The sequence below is a fragment of the Streptococcus sp. A22 genome (assembly GCF_043674215.1).
Classification (GTDB): Bacteria; Bacillota; Bacilli; order Lactobacillales; family Streptococcaceae; genus Streptococcus; species Streptococcus suis_V.
In genome coordinates this window covers 40,215-55,631 of sequence record NZ_JBIMJQ010000001.1, presented here as the reverse complement: position 1 = coordinate 55,631, position 15,417 = coordinate 40,215, and the positions used below count along the sequence as shown (strand labels likewise).

The 15,417-nt window shown below is 43.6% G+C and carries 17 protein-coding genes and 1 pseudogene; all 18 read left to right on the top strand.

Going from position 1 to position 15,417, the window contains the following annotated elements:
- The first annotated feature begins 137 nt into the window (after window positions 1–137).
- The 18 genes and pseudogenes from ACHBHN_RS00300 (at window position 138) to ACHBHN_RS00215 (ending at window position 15,403) form a co-directional block, all read left to right on the top strand.
- Window positions 138–1,091, top strand: a pseudogene (locus ACHBHN_RS00300) (IS30 family transposase).
- Window positions 1,092–1,130: 39 nt separating this feature from the next.
- Window positions 1,131–1,448, top strand: coding sequence for a hypothetical protein (locus tag ACHBHN_RS00295; RefSeq protein ID WP_238140776.1), 318 nt, complete (start codon window positions 1,131–1,133; stop codon window positions 1,446–1,448).
- Window positions 1,449–2,069: a serine aminopeptidase domain-containing protein gene (locus tag ACHBHN_RS00290; RefSeq protein ID WP_238140777.1), complete on the top strand. Its 621-nt coding sequence runs from the start codon at window positions 1,449–1,451 to the stop codon at window positions 2,067–2,069.
- A gap of 645 nt (window positions 2,070–2,714) precedes the next feature.
- Window positions 2,715–2,930 carry a type II toxin-antitoxin system RelB family antitoxin gene (gene relB / locus ACHBHN_RS00285; protein ID WP_105111980.1) on the top strand — a complete coding sequence of 72 codons (216 nt, stop codon included), beginning with the start codon at window positions 2,715–2,717 and terminating at the stop codon, window positions 2,928–2,930.
- On the top strand, window positions 2,927–3,190 hold the full coding sequence (locus tag ACHBHN_RS00280; RefSeq protein WP_105123274.1) for a type II toxin-antitoxin system RelE/ParE family toxin: 264 nt from the start codon (window positions 2,927–2,929) through the stop codon (window positions 3,188–3,190). Before relB ends, ACHBHN_RS00280 begins: the two co-directional genes overlap by 4 nt.
- Before the next feature lie 67 nt (window positions 3,191–3,257).
- Window positions 3,258–4,319, top strand: coding sequence for an aminotransferase class I/II-fold pyridoxal phosphate-dependent enzyme (locus tag ACHBHN_RS00275; RefSeq protein ID WP_105123275.1), 1,062 nt, complete (start codon window positions 3,258–3,260; stop codon window positions 4,317–4,319).
- 109 nt (window positions 4,320–4,428) lie between these two features.
- Entirely contained in the window at window positions 4,429–5,172 is a 744-nt protein-coding gene (locus tag ACHBHN_RS00270) for a DeoR/GlpR family DNA-binding transcription regulator (RefSeq protein WP_105111977.1), read from the top strand.
- Window positions 5,169–6,080 carry a 1-phosphofructokinase gene (gene pfkB / locus ACHBHN_RS00265; RefSeq protein WP_105123276.1) on the top strand — a complete coding sequence of 304 codons (912 nt, stop codon included), beginning with the start codon at window positions 5,169–5,171 and terminating at the stop codon, window positions 6,078–6,080. The genes ACHBHN_RS00270 and pfkB overlap by 4 nt, the downstream gene beginning before the upstream one ends.
- Window positions 6,077–8,032 (top strand): fructose-specific PTS transporter subunit EIIC, encoded by a 1,956-nt coding sequence (locus ACHBHN_RS00260; protein ID WP_394733419.1) that lies wholly within the window; start codon window positions 6,077–6,079, stop codon window positions 8,030–8,032. The genes pfkB and ACHBHN_RS00260 overlap by 4 nt, the downstream gene beginning before the upstream one ends.
- 93 nt (window positions 8,033–8,125) lie before the next feature.
- Entirely contained in the window at window positions 8,126–8,500 is a 375-nt protein-coding gene (locus ACHBHN_RS00255) for a DUF1149 family protein (protein ID WP_105111974.1), read from the top strand.
- Complete coding sequence (locus ACHBHN_RS00250) at window positions 8,501–9,352, top strand: DegV family protein (RefSeq protein WP_105111973.1); 852 nt, start codon at window positions 8,501–8,503, stop codon at window positions 9,350–9,352.
- A gap of 8 nt (window positions 9,353–9,360) precedes the next feature.
- Complete coding sequence (gene dapB / locus ACHBHN_RS00245) at window positions 9,361–10,128, top strand: 4-hydroxy-tetrahydrodipicolinate reductase (RefSeq protein ID WP_105111972.1); 768 nt, start codon at window positions 9,361–9,363, stop codon at window positions 10,126–10,128.
- Complete coding sequence (locus tag ACHBHN_RS00240) at window positions 10,125–11,336, top strand: CCA tRNA nucleotidyltransferase (protein ID WP_394733418.1); 1,212 nt, start codon at window positions 10,125–10,127, stop codon at window positions 11,334–11,336. The genes dapB and ACHBHN_RS00240 overlap by 4 nt, the downstream gene beginning before the upstream one ends.
- On the top strand, window positions 11,329–13,197 hold the full coding sequence (locus ACHBHN_RS00235; protein ID WP_394731915.1) for an ABC-F family ATP-binding cassette domain-containing protein: 1,869 nt from the start codon (window positions 11,329–11,331) through the stop codon (window positions 13,195–13,197). Before ACHBHN_RS00240 ends, ACHBHN_RS00235 begins: the two co-directional genes overlap by 8 nt.
- 1 nt (window position 13,198) lies before the next feature.
- The gene (locus ACHBHN_RS00230; RefSeq protein WP_105123281.1) at window positions 13,199–13,534 is read left to right on the top strand and encodes a hypothetical protein; all 336 of its coding nucleotides are present in this window, start codon (window positions 13,199–13,201) and stop codon (window positions 13,532–13,534) included.
- A gap of 84 nt (window positions 13,535–13,618) precedes the next feature.
- Window positions 13,619–14,578 (top strand): ROK family glucokinase, encoded by a 960-nt coding sequence (locus ACHBHN_RS00225; protein WP_105138701.1) that lies wholly within the window; start codon window positions 13,619–13,621, stop codon window positions 14,576–14,578.
- Between the two features lie 89 nt (window positions 14,579–14,667).
- A complete protein-coding gene (locus ACHBHN_RS00220; RefSeq protein WP_394733417.1) occupies window positions 14,668–14,994 on the top strand; it encodes a YkvA family protein in 327 nt (108 codons plus the stop codon).
- 154 nt (window positions 14,995–15,148) lie between these two features.
- Complete coding sequence (locus ACHBHN_RS00215; protein WP_105123283.1) at window positions 15,149–15,403, top strand: hypothetical protein; 255 nt, start codon at window positions 15,149–15,151, stop codon at window positions 15,401–15,403.
- Window positions 15,404–15,417 lie beyond the last annotated feature (14 nt).

Genomic DNA, 15,417 nt, shown 5'->3' with positions numbered 1-15,417 from the left:
TTTTTTAGGCACCAAAATGCTTTTTTTTCTTTTTAAGTGTTTATGCTTCCCAATTTGTAAAATTAAGCAAGACAGAAAAAGCCATCTATATTAGGCTCAGATAAACTACCACATTTGTCTGAAAGGAACTAACATAAATGACCTATACCCATGAACCACAAATGAACTCGTAATGATAGAGGCTTACTACAAAGAAGGTATAAAAGTTACAGATATCATGATAGTCCTTAGAAGATCAAAGCAGACCGTCTATCATGTTATCAACTTTCTCAAAGATGGGCATTCTGCCTATGACTATTATGAACACTACAAAGCCAATAAGAAACGCTGTGGTCGGAGGAAAACAAGTCTTTCGCAAGCAGAAAAAGACTTTATTCAAACTCATTTAGATCAAAGCTGGAGCCTTGATGTCATTAAAGAAACTTATCCAAATAGGATTTCTTGTTCTATTAGAACTCTCTATCGACTGGCTGACCGTGGTGTTTTCAAGAAGGAAGACCTCCCTTGGAAAGGAAAACGAAAAGCAAATGGTCATAGCGAAAAAAGAGGGAAACAAGCCTTTCGCAGAGATTTACGTGAAAGAGTTGAACTCTATCCTGATTTTCATACAGAGCTCGGACACCTAGAAGGAGACACCATTGTTGGCGAGAAACACAAAAGTGGGGTCATTACCTTAGTAGAACGACTTTCAAAAGCCATCATTACACTGAAAACTAAGGGACGAAAAGCAAGTGATATTGAGGAAGCCATCAATCAATGGCTTTCTCAAGTTCCTAGTCATCTCTTTAAGTCGATTACTTTTGTTTGATTGCGGGAAAGAATTTTCCAATTGGAAGTCTATTTCGAATGCACATGACATTGACATTTTCTTTGCCGATCCAGGTTGTCCCGGTCAACGAGGTATCAATGAGCATTCAAATGGCTTATTACGGCAGAATGGACTTCCGAAACAGATGGACTTTACTGGCATTTCTCAGCAATTTTTATCAGCTATAGCTGATAAAAGGAATAGAATTCCTAGAAAGTCTTTGAATTATCAAACACCCTACCAAGTTTTTCTGAGTTTATTGAAAAAGTCTAGCTTAATTTGACAAATTGGGAAATATAAAAACGAAAAAGAGGAAAATAGTATGACATACCAAAAGCAAACAACTTTGAAAGAAATCATGAAGAAGTTACCAGCAGATTACCAGTTTACAGATACCTATCAGCCAGCGGAAGAATGGTGGGACTATAAGGGGCATCGCCTGCATTTGGACACGTTTAGAAATCCAGAAGCCCCTGCTAAGATTATTGCCTTTCACGGCGTAGGTACCAATGGGAGACAGATTTCAATGATTTTGGGTGGCCCACAAGCTAAGAACGGTTACGAAACCATTATGATTGATATGCCGACTTACGGTGTCACAGAGGTGCGCAATCGCAACAAAATTACCTATGATGACTGAGTGGAAATTGGGGCTGCTTTAATTGATAAGGAACTGGCGCGTGACAATCGTCCAATATTCCTTTACGGTCTGAGTGCAGGTGGTATGGAAACTTATCATGTTGCTGTTCGCAATCCAGAGGTCAGAGGTATAATCGGCATGACCTTTTTAGAACAGAAATCTCAGCTGGTTAGAGACAAGGCAACCAGTCATATCTTGACCGGACGCATTGGGGTACCTGCCATAACTCTAGGTAAGGCTATAGGATTAGGCAGTACGCAGTTACCGATGACCTTGGTTTCTAAAATGTCTGCTCTTGTCAACGACAAAGAATTACTGGCAATCTTTTTGCAAGACAAAACCTCAGCGGGCAACTTAGCCTCTATCAACTTCCTACAATCCTACATGAATTATGTGCCCAAGATCAGTCCGCAGGATTTTGATATTGCGCCTATTTTGCTCACTCAGCCTGATGCAGACAAGTGGACACCTTATGAATTAAGTCGTCCTGTTTTGGATCACATTTCTAAAGCTCCTGTTGAAGTCGTTCATTTGCCAAACGGCAGTCACTATCCAGTGGAAAATGAGGCACTTCGCGTCATGAATGACAGTATTGACCGATTTATTAAAGCTCATTTGTAAGCATCTCACCCTCTCAATAACTTTGGGAGGTTTTTGATTAACGTGGCAAATATGCGACCAAAAATGAGGTGATTGGTTTCTGAATGAGCAGTGGCGGAGTTGTTGGTTGCATCTTTGGACTAGATTTATCAGGAAAAAACTTGCAAAAAAACTCTTTCATAGTAGAATATCCCTAGAAAGTGAGGTGGCTTCCTATGCTAATTTCAGACCTAATATCAAACGCTCTAATCTTATCGCTGTCTCTACTGGGTTTTGGTTACTGGATTTTACGCCATATTCTCTGGAAGAAGTGCGAGGACATCACCCGATCGATATCAAAACAATCTCTTGTGTTCAAACGATAGTATTTGATTACGATAGGAAAAATATCGATTGCTGTAGTGACGAGTTTTAGTAGCTTAGGCATTTTTTCATGGACTTTGCCAAGTCAGCTGGGCTGGCTAAGGTTTCCCTATTTAGGATTTTTGCTGGTTGTACTTCTAGCAAATTTGCGTCTAAATGACACCAAAAGGCCTCAAAACAAGTCGATGAGAGGAGCAGCCCAAAGGCTAGCTTCTCTTTTTATAGATGAAATATCTCAGGGCCATGCTTTTCTTGACTTTCTATCCTATTTTGAATACAATGTATTATAAAGGAGGTCGGGTGATGACTACTATGACGTTACGGATTAACGATGAGGATTCTAAACTGATTAAGAACTATATCCAGTTGCATGGGCTAACGATTTCAGAGTTTGCACGTCAGGCTATGTTGGAGAGGATAGAGGATGAATATGATTTGGCTGTTCTTCGTCAGGCTATGGCAGAGGATGACGGAGTTCGCATTTCGCATGAGGAGTTAATGGCGGAGTTTGGGCTATGACCTATAAGTTAACCTATACTTCAAAGGCCGTAAAACAACTGAAGAAATTAGATGCTTTTACTCGAAAATCAATCTTGACTTGGATTGATAATAACATTGCACATACCGACAACCCACGCTTGCATGGCAAGGGATTGACAGCTAATCGGTCAGGAGAATGGCGTTATCGTGTAGGAAATTATCGGATTTTGGCAAATATTTACGATGATGAAATTGTCATTGAAGTGTTCGCCATCGGTCACCGCAGAGATAGTTATTAGCATCCGAGTCAAAGGATGTTTTTCTTGACTTCAAACCTATCAACCCAAAACAAATTTAGGAGCAAGCATGACAGTATTTAGAGATGATTTACAAGATTTAGAACCCTATAAATTACCGGGGCAGGCAGTTCACAATCTGGGCGACAATGAAAACCGCCTGATTGACTGGACTTTTTTGTTGGAGGAAAGTTTGGAGCAATTGAAAGCGGGGGAATTGTCTTTTTACGGTGACAATCGCTACGCAGAATTGATTGAAATCTATGCCAATTATCTCGGTGTCCAGCCTCAACAAGTGACAGCAGGAGTCGGGTCGGATTTTCTGGTACACATGATTGTTATCGGCGCCCTCAAGCACGATGAGGTCTTTTTGACCATCAATCCAGACTTTTTCATGTACGAGGTCTACAATCAGATACATGGTAGTCGGTTTGTCTCTTACGACCTGCCACAAGACAAGCAAACCTTTGTCCTCAAAGCGGATGATTTGCTGGCCTATGCCAAATCAGTCAAGGCCAAGATGATCATGTTTTCCAATCCTAACAATCCCTCTTCAGTCGCTTTTGATTCAGTCCAAGTCGAGAAAATTATCGCCCAATTCGATGGTCTGGTCGTCATTGATGAGGCCTATATCGAGTTTGCGGATAGCAGTAGTTTTATAGAGAAAATCAACCAGTATGACAATCTGATTGTCCTGCGCACCCTGTCCAAGGCCTTTGGACTAGCTGGCATCCGGCTCGGATTTGCGGTGGCTCAGGAGCAACTGATTGTTGAGCTGGACAAGATTATTCCGCCCTATAGTTTGTCCAATGTCACGGCGAAAATTGGCACACTAGCCTTAGCTCATAGGGATTTGGTTGTTGAAAAAATAGCAGAGCTGAAAGCTATACGCACTGCGTTTATCGAATTCTTGCAGGCCATTCCTGATTGCCGTGTTTTACCTAGCCAAGCGAATTTTGTGACCTTTTCTGCGCCTTGGAGCAAGGATTTGTACGAATTTGCCCTTACCAAAGACTGGAATTTCAAATATTATTCCCAAGGCGTCCTTGCCAATCACATTCGTATGGCTATTGGACGACCAGAAGAAATGGATACAATGAAGAAAATGATAAAAGAAGTGGCAGGAATTTAAATTTCCTGCTGTTTTTAGATATTTTTTGAAAGAATTTGATAGAAAATGATTGACAATGAGATATTTTTGTGTATAATAGAATTTGTAAACGATTTCAGGAGGTGGTGACATGCTCAAATCGGAACGCAAACAAGTGATTCTTGAGAAGATAAAGGAAGAACAGTTTGTCCGTCTGGAAGAATTGGTCGACATCTTGAATACTTCAGAATCAACGGTGCGTAGGGATTTGGATGATTTAGAGGCAGCAGGAAAACTTCGTCGTGTCCACGGTGGTGCAGAGGCACCAGCCAATCTGCAACTGGAAGAAAGCATACGTGAAAAATCTGTCAAAAACGTTCAAGAAAAACGACAGGTTGCTGAAAAAGCAGCAGAGCAGATTGTTTCAGGGGATGTGATTTTCCTGGATGCAGGCACCACGACAGGGCTTTTGATTGATTTGCTGGACCAAGAAAACCTGACAGTCGTGACAAACTCCATTCATCACGCCGTTCGACTGGTTGAAAAGCAGATTAAAACCATTATCATTGGTGGAAATGTCAAAAGTTCGACCGATGCATCAATTGGTGCGGTGGCTTTAGAACAACTGCGACAACTTAATTTTGACAAGGCCTTTTTGGGAATGAACGGGATTGACAAGGATTTCTTGACAACGCCTGACATCGAAGAGGCGACCATAAAACGGACAGTCTTGGACAATGCCAAGGAAAGTTTTGTCCTGGCTGATGCCTCCAAAATTGGTCAATTTTCCTTTGTCAAGGTTGCTGCAGTCGAAAAAGCCTCCATTATCTGTCAATCCAGCGACAGCCATGTGTTTGATATTATCAAAGAAAAAACGAGGGTAATAGAAGTATGATATATACGGTTACGCTCAACCCAGCCATTGACTATATCGTTCGTCTTGACCATGTCGAGACAGGTAGTGTCAATCGTATGGAGAGCGATGATAAGTATGCTGGTGGTAAGGGAATTAACGTCAGTCGCATCTTGAAGCGATTGGGACATTCCAACACCGCTACTGGTTTTCTCGGTGGTTTTACTGGCCAATTCATCAAGGATGGCTTGATAGCCGAGGGTATTGATACGGATTTTGTTCAAGTTGACCAAGATACCCGCATAAATGTGAAAATCAAGGCCGACCAAGAAACGGAAATCAACGGTTTGGGTCCAATTGTGACAGATATTCAATTGGCAGAACTAGAAATGGTTTTGGCTGGCTTAACAAAAGATGATACCGTTGTCTTTGCTGGTTCAGCTCCGGCTAGTCTTGGAAATGAAATCTACAATAGACTGATTCCTGTGGCGAAAAAAGCGGGTGCTCAGGTAGTTTGTGACTTTGAAGGGCAAACGCTTCTGGATTCACTTGCTCACCAACCACTCCTGGTCAAGCCGAACAATCATGAATTGGAAGCTATTTTCAATGTTGAATTGAATGGCATGGCAGATATCGAGACCTATGCTAAGAAAATCTTAGATATGGGAGCTCAGAATGTTATCATTTCCATGGCAGGGGACGGAGCCTTATTGGTCACTCCAAAGGCAACTTACTTTGCCAAACCCATCAAGGGTACAGTGAAAAACTCTGTCGGAGCTGGAGATTCCATGGTGGCAGGTTTTACAGGTGAATACGTTTGCTCACAAGACCCAATCGAAGCCCTCAAATGGGGAGTTGCTTGCGGTACGGCAACAGCCTTTTCAGATGATTTGGCAAGTATCGAATTTATTAAGGAAATTTATGAAAAAGTTGAGGTAGAAACTCTATGAAAATTCAAGACGTTTTGAAAAAAGATGTCATGTTGCTTGATTTGCAAGCAACAAGCAAGGAAGCAGTTATCGATGAAATGATTGCTAGTTTGGTTGATAAAGGCTATGTAACGGATTTTGACGTATTCAAAACAGGTATCATGAACCGTGAAGCACAAACAACTACTGGTCTTGGCGATGGTATTGCAATGCCACATGCTAAGAATGCGGCTGTAAAAGAGGCAACTGTTCTCTTTGCAAAATCAAACAAGGGTGTTGACTACGCAAGTCTTGATGGTCAACCAACTGATTTGTTCTTCATGATTGCAGCTCCAGAAGGTGCCAACGACACGCACTTGGCAGCCCTTGCGGAATTGTCTAAATACTTGATGAAAGCTGGATTTGCTGATAGAATTCGTGCGGCAACAAATCCTGAAGAAGTGATTGCAGTCTTTGATACAGCTGAAGCAGCAGATGAAGCGGCTGAAGAAGTGGTTGTAGCTCCAAGTGGCGACCGTCCATTTATCGTTGCTGTTACAGCATGTACAACTGGTATTGCTCACACTTACATGGCAGAAGAAGCTCTTAAGAAGCAGGCTGCTGAGATGGGTGTTGACATCAAGGTTGAAACAAACGGTGCGTCTGGGGTTGGTAACAAACTAACTGCTGAAGACATTAAGAATGCGGCAGGTGTAATCATCGCAGCAGATAAGGCTGTTGACATGCCTCGTTTCAATGGTAAAGCATTGGTATCTCGTCCAGTTGCTGCTGGTATCAAACAACCAGAAGAATTGATTAACATCATCTTGGACGGTAAAGCGTCAACTTATACAGCGACAGAAGGAGCAGCTACTGTGGAATCTTCAGAAAAACTCAGCCTTGGTAAAGCATTCTATAAACACTTGATGAGCGGTGTTTCTCAAATGTTGCCATTCGTTATTGGTGGCGGTATCTTGATTGCCCTTGCTTTCTTGTTTGATAACTTGCTCGGTGTACCAAGCGACAGTCTTGGTAGCCTGGGGTCATACAACGAAATCGCAGCGATGTTCATGAAGATTGGTGGAGCAGCCTTTGGCTTCATGTTGCCACTCCTTGCAGGTTACATTGCTTACTCAATCGCTGAAAAACCAGGTTTGGTTGCAGGTTTCGTAGCTGGTGCAATTGCTAGTAGCGGTCTTGCTTTCGGTAAAATCCCTTATGCAGCTGGTGGTGAAGAAACCCTTGCTCTCGCAGGTGTATCATCTGGTTTCTTGGGTGCCCTTGTTGGTGGTTTCCTTGCTGGTGGTGTAGTTCTTGTTCTTCGTAACGCTTTGCGTAACATGCCAAAATCACTCCAAGGTTTGAATGCAATCTTGCTCTTGCCACTTTTGGGTACAGCTATCACTGGTTTCTTAATGTTCTTTGTCAACATCCCAATGGCAGCTATCAACACTGGTATGAACAACTTCCTTGCAGGTCTTGAAGGTAGCTCTGCTATTCTCCTTGGCCTTGTCCTCGGTGGTATGATGGCAGTCGATATGGGTGGTCCAGTTAACAAGGCAGCTTATGTCTTCGGTACGGGTACCCTTGCAGCAACTGTTGCAGACGGTGGTTCTGTTGCCATGGCAGCGGTTATGGCTGGTGGTATGGTTCCACCATTGGCAGTCTTTGTCGCAACTCTCTTGTTCAAGAACAAGTTCACGCAAGAAGAGCGTAACTCAGGTTTGACAAACATTGTTATGGGTCTGTCATTCATCACTGAAGGTGCGATTCCGTTCGGTGCTGCTGACCCAGCTCGTGCAATCCCAAGCTTTATCGCTGGTTCTGCCCTCGCAGGTGCCTTGGTAGGTTTGTCAGGCATTCAATTGATGGCGCCACACGGTGGTATCTTCGTTATCGCTTTGACCTCTAACCCATTACTTTACATCCTTTACGTATTGATTGGTGCGGTTGTGTCTGGTGTCCTTTACGGAGCTCTTCGTAAAGCTAAATAAGTTTGAAAACCTTGTCAAGTGACAAGGTTTTTTAGCTATTTCACAAGGTTTATGGTATAATGTGAGTATTATTGTTTAAGAGGAGTCTTGAAAATGAAAATCATTCGCGATAAAGAATTTGTCAACCAGTATCACTTTGATGCTCGCAACAAAGAATGGGAAAAAGAGCATGGTGAGCCAAAAACTGGCTTGAAAGTTGATTTTCAATTGGTCAATAGGGACGAAGAAGCACAGCGGACAACCATGGTTGTTATCTTGCGCTTTATGATTGTCTTGAATCATCATGTGATTTCTGGTGCCTTTAGCCAAGGTGTCCATGTGGACGGTCGCATTATCAATGAACCAACCGAATTTACTGAAGATGAGAAAAAAGAGTTGGTATCTCCTCTCTTAGACATGCTGAAACGCATGACCTACGATGTTACTGAAATAGCCTACGATGCCCCAGGTATCAATTTGGAGTTCTAAATGAAATTAGCAGTTATTACGGATTCGTCGGCCGTCTTGCAGCCGACGACGCTTGCAAACAAAGATGTATTTGTTTTGCCTATTCCGGTCACCATTGATGAGGAATCCTTTGTCGAAGGACAAAATCTGACTGCCGAAGAATTTTATCAAAAGATGGCAGCCTCCGAGGATTTGCCAAAAACCAGCCAACCCAGTCTCTTGGAGTTGGAAGAAATTTTGACAGCCCTGCAAGCCAACGGCTACACGCATGCAGTCGGTCTCTTTCTCTCATCAGGGATTTCTGGATTTTACCAAAATATCCAATATCTGGCAGATGAATTTGAGGGGCTGACAATCGCCTTTCCAGATAGCAAAATCACGTCAGCTCCACTGGGTATGATGGTGGAAAATGTATTGAAATGGGCAGCAGCTGGTCAGTCTTTTGAGGAAATCTGTGCCAAACTGGATCAACAAATTGCCCAAACGTCCGCCTTTATCATGGTGGACGACCTGGATCATTTGGTCAAGGGTGGTCGCTTGTCCAATGCAGCAGCCATTCTCGGCAACCTTCTCAGTATCAAGCCGATTTTGTATTTTACGGATGAAGGGAAAATCGAAGTATACGAGAAAGTTCGGACGGAGAAAAAGGCTGTCAAACGTCTCTTGGAAATTCTTCAAGAAAAAACATCCGACGGCAATTACCAGCTGGCTATTATTCATGCCAACTGCCCAGAAAAGGCAGATAGTTTCAAAGAACAGTTGGAGCAGGCTGGTGTGACTAGTCAGTTGCCAATCGTGTCATTTGGTTCCGTTATCGGGACGCATTTGGGTGAAGGGGCCATTGCTTTCGGGATTTCGCCCATTATCGAATAGGAGTTTACATGACAATTAAGGTAATTATTGCAGGTTTTAAGGGAAAAATGGGCTCAACAGCGGTTGAGATGGTCAAGGGAGATGCAGACCTTAGTCTAGCTGCCTTGGTAGACCCATTTGCCACTGAGACAGAAGTAGATGGCGTGCCAGTTTTTAAGACAAAAGAAGAAGTTGCAGAGCTAGATGCTGATGTCTGGGTGGATTTCACCACGCCAAAATTTGCCTATGAAAACACACGCTTTGCTTTGGAGAATGGCTTTGCGCCAGTAGTTGGAACGACTGGATTTACACCGAAAGAAATCGACGAACTGACTGCACTTTCGGCTGAAAAAGGCTTGGGTGGCTTGATTGCGCCAAACTTTGCTATCGGGGCTATCTTGCTCATGCAATTCGCAACACAGGCTGCTAAGTATTTCCCTAATCTGGAAATCATCGAATTGCATCATGACAAGAAAAAGGATGCTCCAAGTGGAACAGCTATTAAGACTGCCGAGTTGATTTCGCAAGTCCGTCAGGCGCAGCCACAAGGTGCAGCCGATGAAGAAGAGTTGATTGCCGGAGCTCGTGGTGCAGAATTTGATGGATTCCGTATTCATTCTGTTCGCTTACCAGGTCTGGTGGCCCACCAAGAAGTGATTTTCGGTGCCCAGGGAGAAGGATTGACTATTCGTCATGATTCTTATGACCGTGTCTCCTTCATGAGCGGTGTCAATCTCGGTATCAAAGAGGTTGTCAAACGCCAGCAACTTGTATATGGTTTGGAACATTTACTATGAAATTAACACATCTGCCTTCTGAATTTCAGGAGGCTTTGCCGATTTTAGAGAAAATTAAGGCCGCAGGTTTTGAGGCCTATTTTGTGGGCGGATCGGTCCGCGATGCCATTTTGAGAAGAACCATTCACGATGTGGACATTGCAACATCCAGCTATCCGCAGGAGACCAAAGCAATCTTCCCACGGACCATTGATGTGGGGATTGAACATGGAACGGTCTTGGTTCTGGAAGGGCATAAGGAGTACGAAATTACGACCTTTCGGACGGAGGAGGATTACGTGGACTTCCGCCGGCCTAGCCAGGTTTCTTTTGTCCGTTCACTAGAAGAAGACCTCAGACGCCGTGATTTTACAGTCAATGCCTTTGCCTTGGATGAACATGCTCAGGTCATCGACTTGTTTTCTGGACTAGAAGATTTGGAGCAGAAGCGTTTGCGAGCGGTAGGAATCCCTGCAGAGCGATTCAATGAAGATGCCCTGCGAATCATGCGTGGTTTTAGATTTGCGGCTAGTCTGAACTTCGAGATTGAACCAGAAACATTTGAGGCCATGCAGGCAACAGCACCGCTCTTGGACAAAATCTCTGTTGAGCGAATTTTTATCGAATTTGATAAATTGCTGACGGCACCCCATTGGCGCAAGGGGCTGCAGGCTATGATTGATTCTAAAGCCTTTGATTTTTTACCAGATTTGGCTGGAAAAGGGCAGGAATTGGAGAAAATGCTATCTAGCTTGCAGGCAGATTTCATCTTTGAAACTTCTGAACAGGCCTGGGCCATGCTTTTTGTCTGTCTGAAAGTGGACAACATCAAGTCCTTCCTCAAAAAATGGAAAACCAGCAATGAATTTCAACGGACGGTCGTGCAATTGGTGGAAATTTATCAGCACCGCCAGACAGGACCAGTGACCAAGCAGATGGCTTACGAATACGGTAGGACAATGATTGAACTGGTCGAAAACCTGCGTCAGGCTCTGGGGCTCTCGGTTGATTTTGAAGAGATTGCTCAACTCGATAAGGACTTGATTATCCATGAACGACATGAGATTGTTGTGAATGGTGGCATGATTATGAAGAATCTAGCTGTCAAGCCTGGTCCTCTCTTGGGTCAGGTCCTAAATGCAGTGGAGTATGAGATTGTCGAGGGGAATTTGGCCAACAGAGAAGAGGACATCATGGCTTTTGTAAAGGAGTTTTTAAGTAATGAGTGATTTTATCGTTGAAAATTTGACCAAGTCTGTCGGCGACAAGACCGTCTTTTCAAAGATTTCCTTTATCATCCACCCAGGCGACCGCATTGGGATTATAGGGGTCAATGGCACTGGTAAAACAACGCTCTTGGATGTGATTTCAGGCAAGCTTGGTTTCGATGGAGATATTTCACCCTTTACCAGTAAGAATGATTTTCAGATGGCCTATCTGACCCAGGAGCCTGATTTTGATGAGAGCAATACCGTTCTGGACACGGTATTGTCATCCGATTTGCGAGAAATCCAGCTTATTCGCCAATACGAGCAGCTCATGGCAAATTATGACGATAAGAGTCAGGCTCAACTTGAAAAAGTCATGGCAGAGATGGATGCCCTCAATGCTTGGGAAATTGAAAGCCAAGTCAAGACGGTTCTGTCAAAATTAGGATTACAGGATGTGACCAGCAAGGTGGCGGATTTATCTGGTGGCCTGCGTCGCCGTGTACAGCTGGCTCAGGTTCTTCTGGGCAATGACGACCTCCTACTTTTGGATGAGCCGACCAACCACCTGGATATTGAGACCATTGAGTGGTTGACGACCTTTTTGAAAAACACCAAAAAGTCTGTCCTCTTTATCACCCATGACCGCTATTTCTTGGACAATATTGCCACACGCATCTTTGAATTGGACAAGGCCGGTTTGACCGAGTATCAGGGGAATTACCAGGACTATGTTCGATTAAAAGCGGAGCAGGACGAGCGGGATGCAGCTCTCCGTCACAAGAAAGAACAGCTCTACAAGCAGGAGTTGACCTGGATGCGGAGACAGCCCCAGGCTCGTGCCACCAAGCAACAAGCCCGTATCAATCGTTTCCATGACCTCAAGAACCAGGTTCATCAAACTATTGATGACTCAAGTCTTGAAATCAATTTTGAAACCAGCCGAATCGGTAAAAAGGTTATTCAGTTTGAGCAGGTCAGCTTTTCTTATCCTGGAAAGCCGATTCTACAGGATTTTAGCCTGCTAATCCAAAACAAGGACCGTATCGGCATCGTCGGTGATAATGGTAAGGGCAAATCCACCCTGCTCAATCTGATTGCAGGCGACTTGCAGGCTGATGCAGGCAAGGTAGACATCGGAGAAACGGTTCGTATCGGTTATTTTTCTCAAGATATTCGTGGATTAGACGAGAGCAAGCGGGTCATCAATTTCTTGCAGGAAGTGGCAGAAGAAGCCAAGACCACATCGGGCATGGTGTCTATTGCTGAACTTTTGGAGCAGTTCCTCTTTCCGCGTAATACCCACGGTACACTGATTGAAAAATTGTCTGGTGGGGAGAAAAAGCGGCTCTATCTGCTGAAAATCCTACTGGAACGGCCTAATGTCTTGCTTCTGGACGAGCCGACAAACGACTTAGACATAGCGACTTTGACAGTCTTGGAGCATTTCTTGCAAGGTTTTGCTGGTCCTGTCATCACCGTCAGCCACGATCGTTATTTCTTGGACAAGGTTGCTAATAAAATCCTTGCTTTTGAAGACGGTGGTATCCAGACCTTCTTTGGAAACTACACGGACTATCTGGATGAAAAGGCCTTTTTGGCTTCCAGCTCTGCTATTTCTTTGGAAAAACCAAAGGAGAAAATCGAGAAGGTCAGAGAGAACAAGAAGCGGATGTCCTATTTTGAGAAGCAGGAGTGGGCAACCATTGAGGATGAGATTGCTGGTTTGGAGGAGCGGATCGAAGCCATTGAGGCGGAAATGTTGACCTGTGGCAGTGATTTTACCAAATTGTCGGACCTGCAGAAGGAGCTGGACCAGAAAAATGAGCAGCTCTTGGAGAAGTACGAGCGCTTTGAGTATTTGAGTGAGATGGAGGGCTAGGATGAAAACTCTTATCATAGGCTACATGGCCCTTTACCTACTGGTCACATTGGTTTCAGCCCTTTATAGCTTTCTGAAAACCAAAAAGATGAACCTGCTGCGGCTGAGTTTGACATTTTTGGCAATGCTTGTGCTGGCAGTAACCCTTTATTTTTACAGTCAAAGCTACCATGCCTTCCAGATGATTGGTTTTGCCCTTGGTTTTACCTTTATTTCTACGCTTTTTCTCTTCAATGGGACCAAGGAAGGAACTAATTTTATAGCTGCTATGTTGCTGAGTGTTGGGCGCTTTGTTCTCCATATTCAATTTCTAGTTCTGCTTTATCTTTTTAGATAAATTGTCCGTACAAGTTGTTTGAAAGGGCTTTACGAAAAGGTTTGCATTGTGGTATAATAGAGAAAATGAAGTGAGGTAATGATTATGTCAAAGAAAATTATCGGTATTGACCTTGGCGGTACATCTGTCAAATTGGCTATTTTAACGACTGCTGGCGAAATCCAGGAAAAATGGTCCATCAAGACCAACATTTTGGATGAGGGCAGCCATATCGTTCCGGATATTATCGAGAGTATCAAAGATCATTTTGAGAGCCACAATCTGACCAAGGATGATTTCTTGGGAATTGGTATGGGTTCTCCTGGCGTGGTCGATAGCAAAGCTGGTACTGTGATTGGTGCCTATAACCTCAACTGGAAGACCTTGCAGCTGGTCCGTGAACAGTTTGAGACCGCACTTGGTTTGCCTTTCTTTATTGACAATGATGCCAACGTAGCAGCTCTGGGTGAGCAGTGGGTCGGTGCCGGCGAGAATAATCCTGACGTGGTCTTCATGACGCTGGGAACTGGTGTCGGTGGTGGTGTTGTTGCTGCTGGAAATCTGATTCGCGGATCACGCGGTGCAGGTGGCGAACTTGGCCATTTGACGGTTGATTTTGAAGACCCTATCATGTGTACATGTGGTAAGCCAGGTTGCCTGGAGACGGTTGCCTCAGCGACAGGTATTGTCAATTTGACTCGCCGTTATGCAGCCCAGTATGCTGGTGATTCTGAGTTGAAGAAACTCATTGATGATGGTCAAGATGTGACAGCTAAGGATGTCTTTGACTTAGCAAAAACAGGTGATGACCTAGCTCAGATTGTCTACCGCAACTTTGCTCGCTATCTAGGAACAGCTTGCTCCAACATTGCAGCGACGCTAAACCCAGCCTACATTGTCATCGGTGGTGGTGTATCAGCTGCAGGCGATTTCCTCTTGGACGGTGTTCGCAAGGTCTTTGAAGAGACAGTCTTCCCACCGATTAAGGAATCAACTAAGTTGGCTCTTGCAACACTTGGCAATGATGCCGGGGTTATTGGTGCAGCGTCATTGGTTTTGAAATAAGTAAATCAGGCAGAGGAAACTCTGTCTTTTTTAGAAGAAAGGTTCTAATATGAATTTTAAAAAAACAAGCTCAACAGCTAAAAAAAGATTTGCCAGCCCTATTTTTATCAATCAGGGACAGGGAGACCCCTCTTGTCGCTAAATTTTTTGCAGGCTTAACCTTAATCTACGCCTTGTCGCCCATTGATTTAGTGCCAGATTTTATCCCAGTTTTGGGCTGTTTGGATGACATTATTCTATTGCCCTTATTGGTGGCCTTGACCATTCGATTTATACCCAAGGAAATACTTGACAATCACCGATTGGCCGCTGAGGACCTTTGGAAAGATAGCAAACCCAAGAAGTGGTACTATGGTCTTCCAATCATTTTTCTATGGGCCTTGATTATCTACGTCCTAGTAAAAGTTTTTAAGTAGCCTATCCGCTGTCACAGTTTTTAATTGTTTTGTCTTTCAAAACAAATCAGAATCATATATAATGAAAATGTAGAAATATTGATATTGCAAATTATCGGAGAAGGCGTTCTTTATTCGTGGCTATAGATGGCTGAAAGGTTCGAGGAGGTCTATCATGTCAAAAGATCATATCGTCCGCTATCAAGGCTATGTGCTGGTTTTGGGATTTTTACTCTATGCGACAATCTTCTTTCCTGCCCTAAATTTTCAATGGTTTAATACATTTGGTGTGTTTTTTGTTGGAGCAGTAGTATTGCCTTGGGCCATCTACACCAAGCAGATTCCCCACATGCTTATCTGTCTCTTTCTGATCATTAGCCCATTTTTAACATTTTACATTGGATTGTTATCGATGCTCTTTGGTCCTTAAAAATTGGAGGTAAA

What these genes read in the sequence shown, in the direction of transcription:
- ACHBHN_RS00255 (WP_105111974.1), top strand. Translation starts at nt 8,126, where the DNA reads ATGAAAATCATTCGCGATAAAGAATTTGTCAACCAGTATCACTTTGAT.
- ACHBHN_RS00235 (WP_394731915.1), top strand. Translation starts at nt 11,329, where the DNA reads ATGAGTGATTTTATCGTTGAAAATTTGACCAAGTCTGTCGGCGACAAG.
- ACHBHN_RS00215 (WP_105123283.1), top strand. Translation starts at nt 15,149, where the DNA reads ATGTCAAAAGATCATATCGTCCGCTATCAAGGCTATGTGCTGGTTTTG.
- ACHBHN_RS00260 (WP_394733419.1), top strand. Translation starts at nt 6,077, where the DNA reads ATGAAAATTCAAGACGTTTTGAAAAAAGATGTCATGTTGCTTGATTTG.
- ACHBHN_RS00295 (WP_238140776.1), top strand. Translation starts at nt 1,131, where the DNA reads ATGACATACCAAAAGCAAACAACTTTGAAAGAAATCATGAAGAAGTTA.
- ACHBHN_RS00270 (WP_105111977.1), top strand. Translation starts at nt 4,429, where the DNA reads ATGCTCAAATCGGAACGCAAACAAGTGATTCTTGAGAAGATAAAGGAA.
- ACHBHN_RS00230 (WP_105123281.1), top strand. Translation starts at nt 13,199, where the DNA reads ATGAAAACTCTTATCATAGGCTACATGGCCCTTTACCTACTGGTCACA.
- relB (WP_105111980.1), top strand. Translation starts at nt 2,715, where the DNA reads ATGACTACTATGACGTTACGGATTAACGATGAGGATTCTAAACTGATT.
- ACHBHN_RS00280 (WP_105123274.1), top strand. Translation starts at nt 2,927, where the DNA reads ATGACCTATAAGTTAACCTATACTTCAAAGGCCGTAAAACAACTGAAG.
- pfkB (WP_105123276.1), top strand. Translation starts at nt 5,169, where the DNA reads ATGATATATACGGTTACGCTCAACCCAGCCATTGACTATATCGTTCGT.
- ACHBHN_RS00250 (WP_105111973.1), top strand. Translation starts at nt 8,501, where the DNA reads ATGAAATTAGCAGTTATTACGGATTCGTCGGCCGTCTTGCAGCCGACG.
- dapB (WP_105111972.1), top strand. Translation starts at nt 9,361, where the DNA reads ATGACAATTAAGGTAATTATTGCAGGTTTTAAGGGAAAAATGGGCTCA.
- ACHBHN_RS00225 (WP_105138701.1), top strand. Translation starts at nt 13,619, where the DNA reads ATGTCAAAGAAAATTATCGGTATTGACCTTGGCGGTACATCTGTCAAA.
- ACHBHN_RS00275 (WP_105123275.1), top strand. Translation starts at nt 3,258, where the DNA reads ATGACAGTATTTAGAGATGATTTACAAGATTTAGAACCCTATAAATTA.
- ACHBHN_RS00240 (WP_394733418.1), top strand. Translation starts at nt 10,125, where the DNA reads ATGAAATTAACACATCTGCCTTCTGAATTTCAGGAGGCTTTGCCGATT.